Here is a 9,092-nt window from a genome sequence, read left to right as displayed (position 1 = left end):
GTTCGGGAAGCGGGGCGCGAGGCCGTGCCTTCCTAGTTTATGTATGTGGCGCGACGTTCGCGCCCCGCTCGGTGTTCTTGCCCCGCTCAGTCGCCTCGGCTTTCACCGCCAGCCGCCGCAAGGCCCGGGCTTGGGGGCTCATCACCCAGTGGGAGAACCGACCTCCCACCAGCCCGGCACCGGCGCTTCCCCCCGAGCCCGGTGCGCACCGGGGTCCCGTGGAAGATCGCGAGGATGATGATACGGCAGGTTTTCAGGGCGTGGAAAAACCGGCGCGGCTATCCACGGTGATTGCTGACAGATGGTGACAGAGAATGATCTTGCGGACCTCTGCTCTGATCAATTGTCCCCGAGAGATTTAGCCGGAACATAAATGTCCTTAACAACTCCCTTGGCCACCAACTCTTCGTCAACCTCAAACATACTTTCTTCGTCCACGCAGCCCCACATACGTTGAAACGGATAAAGCATCCAAATGGTCGGGCTCGCGGCGAAGTTGGTGGCCCCAAGTTTCTTAACCTTGTGCTTTTTTTGCTTCTTTCGTGTGATGCTCGCCATTAGAGAATAACTCTCGCATTTGCGGTTCGTTCCGACGAGCGAAAGAGCCTCGCTGCGGTTGGGTGAGTCAGCAGCGAATCCAGTTGGCGTTTCATCCGGCTTCGCGGTCCAAACCTCCGCCACCATCAAAAATCCATCTGCACCCTCTATTCGGGCAAGGTGGGCCAAGTCACGCATAAGGACGTAGCGTGTCGCTCTGTCGGGATGCTCCGTGGCGACTATCTGAACAGGGACCGTGCCTTTGAATAGAAATGCGAAACCCTTGTGGTAGCCATCGGTTACCATTAGATACCGCGCCATCGCGAAGTGAGCCTCGCACAACTCTTTAAACGAAGCAGCTTCATTAATTTTACGCCACCTCCCTCGCTGATCCCCGTATCGTTTTTTCAGGAGCTTTTTGTCGATATCAAGCTTCTTTGCCAGAAGTCGGTAACCAGTCGTCGAACCGTCTCTCATGGAGACGTAAACTGCCCGATCCATGGCAAGCTCTTGCATTGTGTTCGGGGGGCTGCTTATCCACTTTGGTGGCTCGAACCCAAGATGGGAGCAGAAATCCGCAACGGTTGCCGCAAGTTGACTGTAAACATGCGCCAGGGCTTCAAGAACCTCGCGATCTGGCAACTCCTCGTCAATCCATCTGCGCTCGATCAAAAGCGTGCCGTTTTCCACTAAATGGGGGATTTTCCTCAGCCTCTCGAGGATGGCTCGATAGAATTGTTGCGGTGTAACAAAGAGCGCTTGCGGAACCCATTCGCTGACCGGACCTTCGTAATACGAAGCAATGATTTCGCCCTTTACCTGACTGAGGGCTCTAAGGTCTCCTTCTTTTTCGATCGAGTTGCGAGCCTCCATCGCCCACTTCATGACCGGGTCAGCCTTTAGTCGCTCTTGGTGAGGGGAATACCATTGGTCGAAGTCCTCGATCACCCCCTTTTGTTTCTGGAGAACGAAGGTAACGGTACGACTAACGGTGATGCAGCCCTGAAGGTGTAGGAGGAACCGGCTTGGGTCGAAGTACTCCTTAGCGGCATCCTCCCAGAGCGCTCGCATTTGTCCAAGTCGATTTACAACAGCAGAAACGGCATCGCGGTGCGCCATGCTTTCCCCACAACCTTTCTACCAATAAATTAAAATGAATTGCGGCTCAGTAACCTGCTGGGATCACAGGGGCATCGGCCGAGTGCGGTCCAGGCACATGTCCTGATGGAACTACCGCGGAAGCGCCTAGGACATGCTTTTCCTGGTCATCGAAGAATATGTGTGCACCGAAGGCCTTAAGAACTGGGGCCTTATCACGAATCCCCACAAAGTGAGCTTCGTCGGCTGGAGTACCCCAAGTTCTGAGCGTGTGAACAACACGGGCGTGAGCAGGTGCGTTTCGTGCCGTAACAATGGCGATGCGGACTCTACTAAAGCCATCATCATTCATATAAATATTCCGTAGTATCGACAGCTTCTTCAGGAAATTGCCGAAGGGACCGCCTGCCATCGGCTTGGTCGCATTCTCGCATTCGTGTTGTAGGAATGCTTGCAGCCCATGTTGCTTGTAGATTTCATCGGACTCCGGGCTAAAGACGACGGCGTCACCGTCCAAAGCTATCCGAACTTCATCCTCAATCGTTTCTAGACGGCCTTGCGGTGGAATGCCGAGCCTTGCGGCAGCAGTTCCCGCCGATACCGCCGCCTGGACGTCGGAGCCTTCATTCGAGAGGAACAGGTCCACATCCCATGCTGAGATGAATGGGCCGAGTGAACGGCCACCAGTGAAGCTACCCGTCTTTATTGCTAGCCCATATTTTTCGATGGAGTTGAACGCGCGGAGAGAGAGATCAGGTGAGTTCCGAGACAGCACAGCCACCTCGACGTATGGCTTCTCGTCGCGTTCGTTGAGCCCTAGCAGCCGCTCCACGACCTCAAAGCCCGATCCCTTTTCGATTAGGGTATTCTCTCGCTGGCGCTGCAGATCCGAGTAAGCATGCACGCCCTCATTTATGAAGACTGCATGCTCTTCCTCGAGGTCGAAAAGTGCCCGCGTCGAGATACCGATCCGGAGTGGCCTCGCTCGTAGTTCGATTGCATGCTCATTCATCTTTGGAATCGCGCTCAATTTACTCAGCATAACGGTAAGATGAACTCGCGACGTTTCCTAGCCGGCAAATTTGTATGCTTGGCGTATCCGCCTCCACTTGCGTTGGGGCGAGGAAGAACGGAAACCTCGCGATCCTTCGCACCCCCCTCTGCCCTGCCGGGCATCTCCCCCACAAGGAGGGAGATCAGCAGCTTCGGCGTCGCGCCAACTCTGCACAATTCGAACAAGCGCCAACCTCCCGTCATCCCGGAAGGTGAGCGAAGCGATGCCTATCCGGGATCCATTGACTGGCGCGGCCGGGGTCTGGGTTCGCAAAGCACTAATGAAGCGCGCCAAGGCGAGGACCCGGCCGCTCCAGACGATCTTCTGACCAATGGATCCCGGATAACCTGCGCTTCGCTCCGGTTTCCGGGATGACGCGCGTTGGTGGCGCGCGCCCTCTCTGAGGGCGGAAGCCTCGCTATCCTTCGCGCCCCCCTCTGCCCTGCCGGGCATCTCCCCCTCAGGTGGGGAGATCAGCAGCTTTGGCGTCGCGCCCAACCGTCTCTTGAGGTGAGGAGAGCGGCAACGATGCGATCCTTCCCACCCCCCTCTGTCCTGCCGGCGTTCGTCGTTCGAAAAGCCAAGCAATTGGCTTTTCGTTGCCTGCGGCAACCACTCCTCACCCCACCACAAGGGGGAGATCAGCGGTTGCTACGTCTCCGCTTCTCAAGTCCCAGCGTTATACGCCGCAATCGCCGCCATGTTGACGATGTCGGAGTCCTTGGCGTTGAGGGAGACGATCTGGACCGGCTTGTTGAGGCCGACCAGAAGCGGGCCGATGACGGTGGAGCCGCCGAGTTCCTGCAGCATCTTGGTCGAGATCGCGGCGGAGTGGAACGCCGGCATGACGAGCACGTTGGCGGCACCCGAGAGACGGCAGAAGGGGTATTGCTGCTGCATCAGGCGGTGGTTGAGGGCGACGTCGGCGGCCATTTCGCCGTCATATTCGAAATCGACGCGGCGCTTGTCGAGGATCTTGACCGCTTCCTGGACACGCTCGGAACGCTCGCCGGGCGGGTTGCCGAAGGTCGAGTAGGCAAGCAAGGCGACGCGGGGCTCGTAGCCCATCTTGCGGGCAAAGTGGGCGGCTTCCTCGGCGATGTCGGCGATCTGCTCGGCGTTCGGCATGTCGTGGACGGCGGTGTCGGCGACGATGACGGTGCGGCCGCGCGCGAGCACGATCGACACGCCGATGACGCGGTGGCCGGGCTTTTCGTCGATGACGCGGCGGACGTCTTCGAGCACGGTCGAGTAGTTGCGGGTGACGCCCGTCACCACGCCGTCGGCATCGCCAAGGGCGACCATGCAGGCGGCGAAGTGGTTGCGGTCGTTGTTGATCAGGCGCTGGCAGTCGCGCAGCAGATAGCCCTTGCGCTGCATGCGCTCGTAGAGGAAGTCGGCATAGATGGCGTTGCGGCGCGACAGGCGCGCATTGATGATCTCAAGGCCCAGCTTGTTGAGATCGATACCGGCGTGGCGGGCGTTTTCCTTGATGACGTCGTCGCGGCCGAGAAGAATGGCGGTGCCGAGCTTCTGGTTCACGTAGGAGACGGCGGCGCGCATGACCTGCTCCTCCTCGCCCTCGGCGAAGACGATGCGCTTGGGCTGGCGCCGGACGCGGTCGTAGATGCGCTGGAGCGTGGAGGCGATGGGGTCGCGGCGGGCGGAGAGTTCGTTGGCGTATTTGTCGAGGTCGAGGATCGGCCGGCCGGCGACGCCCGATTCCATGGCGGCCTTTGCGACCGCGATCGGGATCGCCGAGATCAGGCGCGGGTCGAACGGCACCGGGATGATGTAGTTGGGGCCGAATTTCGGCCGGTTGCCCTGATAGGCCGCAGCGACGTCGTCGGGCACGTCCTGGCGGGCGAGATCGGCGAGCGCGTTGGCGGCGGCGACCTTCATGGCGTCATTGATGGTTGTCGCCCTGACATCGAGCGCGCCGCGGAAGATGTAGGGGAAGCCGAGCACGTTGTTGACCTGGTTCGGATAGTCCGAACGGCCAGTCGCCATGATGGCGTCGGTGCGGATCTCGGCGACTTCTTCGGGCGTGATCTCCGGGTCGGGATTGGCCATGGCGAAGATGATCGGGTTCTTGGCCATGGACTGGACCATGGCAGGCGTCAGCGCGCCCTTGGCGGAGAGGCCAAAGACGATGTCGGCGCCGTCCATGGCGTCGGCAAGCGTGCGCGCCTCGGTCTTGACCGCATGCGCCGACTTCCACTGGTTCATGCCTTCGGTGCGGCCCTGGTAGACCACGCCCTTGGTGTCGCACAAGATGACGTTGTCAGGGGTGAAGCCCATCGACTTGATGAGCTCGATGCAGGCGATGCCGGCGGAACCAGCGCCATTGCAAACGAGCTTCGACGTCTTCATGTCGCGGCCGGTGATGGCAAGCGCGTTGATGAGGCCGGCGGCCGCGATGATGGCGGTGCCGTGCTGGTCGTCGTGGAAGACGGGGATGTCCATCAGCTCGCGCAGGCGCTGCTCGATGATGAAGCACTCGGGCGCCTTGATGTCTTCGAGGTTGATGCCGCCGAAGGAGGGTCCGAGGAAACGCACGCAGTTGATGAATTCCTCGGCGTCTTCGGTGTCGACCTCGAGGTCGATGGAATCGACGTCAGCGAAGCGCTTGAACAGCACCGCCTTGCCTTCCATGACGGGCTTGGAAGCAAGCGCACCGAGATTGCCGAGGCCCAGGATCGCGGTGCCGTTGGAGATGACGGCGACCATGTTGCCCCTGGCGGTGTAGTCGTAGGCGCGGGAGGGGTCTTCGGCGATGGCCTTCACCGGAACCGCGACACCTGGCGAATAAGCAAGCGACAGGTCGCGCTGGGTCGCCATCGGCTTGGTCGGCACGATTTCCAGCTTGCCGGGACGGCCCATGGCGTGGAATTCGAGCGCCTCCTCAGATGAAACGGAGGGGCCAGAATTGTCGGTTTTCTTGTTCGAGGCCATGGTGCGAAGCGATCCTACCCTTGAAATATTCTTTTTGTGGAGCGTTTTGGATTAAGGCTACACATCGGCGCTGTAAACCGCCAAGCAGAGCGGTGGATTTCCTTTTTTGAAAGCTCAGGCGTGAACGATCGACCGACGATATCAGCGGAAACGCCGGCGGAGGCCCAGGTGCACGCCGCGCCGACGCCGATGATGGAGCAGTATATCGAGATCAAGGCGGCGAATCCGGATTCGCTGCTGTTTTACCGCATGGGCGATTTCTACGAGCTGTTCTTCGACGACGCGGAGAAGGCATCGCGTGCGCTCGGCATCGTGCTCACCAAGCGCGGCAAGCATCAGGGCCAGGACATCCCGATGTGCGGGGTGCCGATCCATGCGGCCGACGACTATCTGCAAAAGCTGATCGGCCAGGGTTTCCGCGTTGCTGTGTGCGAGCAGATCGAGGACCCGGCGGAAGCCAAGAAGCGCGGCTCGAAATCGGTGGTCAAGCGCGACGTAGTCCGCCTGGTGACGCCGGGTACGATCACCGAAGACAAGCTCTTGGCGCCGCAGGAGTCGAGCTTCCTGATGGCGCTGGGGCGGGTCAAGGGTGCGGGCGAAGCACAGCTTGCGCTCGCCTGGATCGAGATCTCGACGGGTGTGTTTCGCGTTTCGGAGACGACGCCGGAAAGGCTCGCCGCCGACATCTTCCGCATCGACCCGCGCGAGCTGATCGTCGCCGAACCTGCCTTCCATGACGAGGACCTCAAGCCGACGTTCGACCTGATCGGCCGCATCGTCAACCCGCAGCCGCCTTCGCTGTTCGATTCAACATCGGCGCCGGGACGCATCGCGCGTTTCTACGAGGTGGCGACGCCCGACAGTTTTGGCGCGTTCAGCCGTGCTGAACTGTCGGCGATCTCGGGCGCGATCGCTTACGTCGAAAAGACCCAGAAGGCCGAGCGTCCGCCGCTGTCGCATCCCGAGCGCGAGCAGGAAGGCTCGACGCTGTTCATCGATCCGGCGACACGCGCCAATCTCGAACTTTTGCGCACGCTTTCGGGCGGCCGCGACGGCTCGCTGTTTCGGGCAGTCGACCGCTCGGTGACCGGCGGCGGCGCGCGGCTGCTCGCCGACCGGCTGATGTCGCCGCTGACCGATCCGGACGCGATTACCGGCAGGCTCGACGCGGTGTCGTTTTTCCTTGCGGAGACCAGGCTGACCGAGGCGCTGCGCTTGAGCCTCAAGGGCGTCGCCGACATGCCACGCGCGCTGTCGCGCCTGGCGCTCAATCGTGGCGGCCCGCGCGATCTCGGCGCGCTGCGCTCGGGCTTTGCCGCCGCCCGCACCATTGCCGGGCTGTTTGGGACAGCACCGCTGCCTGAGGAGCTGCAAGAGGCGATGGCTGCGATTGCGGCGCTGCCAACGGACTTTGCCGAGCACATCGACGCGGCGCTGGGCGACGAGCTGCCGCTGCTCAAGCGCGACGGCGGTTTTGTCCGCGCGAGCTACCATGGCGAGCTCGATGAAATGCGAGCGCTGCGCGACCAGTCGCGCCGCGTGATCGCCGGCATGGAACGCGACCTGATCGAGGAAACGGGCATCCGCTCGCTCAAGATCCGCCACAACAACGTGCTTGGCTACTACATCGAGGTGACGGCCAACAATCACACAGCGCTGAACGGCACTGACGAGGCCAAGGCGCGCTTCATCCACCGCCAGACAATGGCCAGCGCGATGCGCTTCACCACCACCGAACTTGCAGGCCTCGAGACCAAGATCGCCAACGCCGCCGACCGGGCGCTGACCATCGAACTCGCCGCCTTCGACCAGCTTGTGGCGGAGGCTGTGTCCCATGCGGACGCGATCCGTGCCGGCGCCAATGCGCTGTCGGTGCTCGACGTTTCGGCCGCCCTCGCCGTGCTTGCCGCAGGCGAAGGCTGGTGCCGGCCGCAGGTCGATCTCAGCCTTGCATTCGAGGTCATGGGCGGGCGCCACCCCGTCGTCGAGCAGTCACTCAGGCGAACGGCATCTGCGCCCTTCGTTGCCAATGACTGCGACCTGTCGCCGGCCGAGAATGGCCGCAACGGTGCGATCTGGCTGCTCACCGGCCCGAACATGGGCGGTAAGTCGACCTTCCTGCGCCAGAACGCGCTGATCGCCATCCTCGCCCAGATGGGTTCGTTTGTCCCTGCCGAGAGTGCGCATGTCGGCGTTGTCGACAGGCTGTTTTCGCGTGTCGGCGCCTCGGATGATCTCGCGCGCGGGCGCTCGACCTTCATGGTCGAGATGGTCGAGACCGCAGCCATCCTCAACCAGGCGAGCGAGCGGTCGCTCGTCATCCTCGACGAGATCGGACGCGGCACGGCGACCTTCGATGGCCTGTCGATCGCCTGGGCGGCGGTCGAATATCTGCATGAGAAGAACCGCTGCCGCGCAGTTTTCGCCACGCACTTCCATGAGCTGACGGCCCTTTCGGGCAAGCTCGAACGCCTGCACAATGTGACGATGCGGGTCAAGGAATGGGAAGGCGAAGTGGTGTTCCTCCACGAGGTCGGCAAGGGTGCGGCCGACCGCTCCTATGGCGTCCAGGTGGCCCGCCTCGCCGGCCTGCCGGACGCGGTCGTGGCGCGTGCCAAGGAAGTGCTGCACCAGCTTGAAGAGGGCGAAACCTCAGGGAAAGCCAACCGGCTTGTCGACGATTTGCCGCTGTTTTCGGTTGCCGTGAAGCGCGAGGCGGCAAAGCCCGTCGCCAACGACGCGCTGACCAAGGCGCTCGAAGGGCTAAGCCCCGACGAGATGACGCCGCGCGAGGCGCTGGATGCGCTTTACAAGCTGAAGGGGCTTTCCGGCCGCTGAGCGAGAGCCCTGTCGCCAGTGGCGACGGGCGCGTTTCGCCTGTGTCTCAGAAGTTCATCGTCAGACCGAAGATCGGGCCTTGCTGGACGACGTCGAAGACAAAGCCATCGTTTTCGTAGTTGACGCCGAGCGCCCGATATCCCGCGATTGCGGAGAAACGCTCGTTGAAACGATAGCCCAGTGCTGCCGCGACATCCCAGTCGACGTCCGCTCCCCCGGCTCCGACCAGTCCCCAGCCCGTGAAGAAGACCTTCGGCGTGAACGAATAGTTGCCGCGAACACCGACAAGGCCATCCACCCAGGTGGCGCTGTCGCTTCTCGACACGCCGCCAAGAATGCCGCCACTGAAGGAAATCTCGGTATCGACCGACCAGACCCGCATGCCGCCGACGATATCGAACCGCCCGGCGTCGCTTTCGAAAACGGAATAGCCAGCACCCAGGAAGCCGGCAAAGGTCGTCGACGTCAGATCCACACTGTCAGCAAGGACGCCTCGCGGGGTGCCTCGGCCGGACGAAATCTTGGAGTAGATCAAATCGCCAAAGATGCTGTAGCGCCCGTTCCGCGCTTCGGCGATCGCCATCGCGGCAAAGTCGAGTTCATCCAGGAT

Annotated in this window: 5 protein-coding genes; 1 reads left to right on the top strand and 4 read right to left on the bottom strand. The window is 61.6% G+C overall.

From position 1 onward, the window contains the following. Positions 1-339: 339 nt before the first annotated feature. The 3 genes from AC1DLV_RS30010 to AC1DLV_RS30000 all read right to left on the bottom strand — a co-directional run bounded on the left by AC1DLV_RS30010 (position 340) and on the right by AC1DLV_RS30000 (position 5,644). Positions 340-1,656, bottom strand: coding sequence for a hypothetical protein (locus AC1DLV_RS30010; RefSeq protein WP_476803598.1), 1,317 nt, complete (start codon positions 1,654-1,656; stop codon positions 340-342). A gap of 46 nt (positions 1,657-1,702) precedes the next feature. Further along, positions 1,703-2,647 carry a 5'-nucleotidase gene (locus AC1DLV_RS30005; protein WP_476803597.1) on the bottom strand — a complete coding sequence of 315 codons (945 nt, stop codon included), beginning with the start codon at positions 2,645-2,647 and terminating at the stop codon, positions 1,703-1,705. A 708-nt stretch (positions 2,648-3,355) separates the two neighbouring features. Continuing rightward, positions 3,356-5,644 (bottom strand): NADP-dependent malic enzyme, encoded by a 2,289-nt coding sequence (locus tag AC1DLV_RS30000; RefSeq protein WP_476803596.1) that lies wholly within the window; start codon positions 5,642-5,644, stop codon positions 3,356-3,358. Between the two features lie 189 nt (positions 5,645-5,833). Here AC1DLV_RS30000 and mutS point away from each other — a divergent pair, with 189 nt between their 5' ends. Then, positions 5,834-8,482 carry a DNA mismatch repair protein MutS gene (gene mutS, locus AC1DLV_RS29995; protein WP_476803599.1) on the top strand — a complete coding sequence of 883 codons (2,649 nt, stop codon included), beginning with the start codon at positions 5,834-5,836 and terminating at the stop codon, positions 8,480-8,482. 46 nt (positions 8,483-8,528) lie between these two features. On the opposite strand, the gene AC1DLV_RS29990 is transcribed toward mutS, so the two are convergent. Continuing rightward, the coding region (locus AC1DLV_RS29990) for a DUF481 domain-containing protein (protein WP_476836338.1) at positions 8,529-9,092 on the bottom strand (564 nt) is incomplete at its 5' end.

The organism is Aminobacter sp. 01T433, from assembly GCF_056398585.1.
Note: the sequence above shows the minus strand (reverse complement) of the source record. Positions and strands in the feature narration are given on the sequence as shown.

Coding starts and splice junctions, on each gene's coding strand:
- AC1DLV_RS30010 (WP_476803598.1), bottom strand. CDS start 1,656: ATGGCGCACCGCGATGCCGTTTCTGCTGTTGTAAATCGACTTGGACAA.
- AC1DLV_RS30005 (WP_476803597.1), bottom strand. CDS start 2,647: ATGAATGAGCATGCAATCGAACTACGAGCGAGGCCACTCCGGATCGGT.
- AC1DLV_RS30000 (WP_476803596.1), bottom strand. CDS start 5,644: ATGGCCTCGAACAAGAAAACCGACAATTCTGGCCCCTCCGTTTCATCT.
- mutS (WP_476803599.1), top strand. CDS start 5,834: ATGATGGAGCAGTATATCGAGATCAAGGCGGCGAATCCGGATTCGCTG.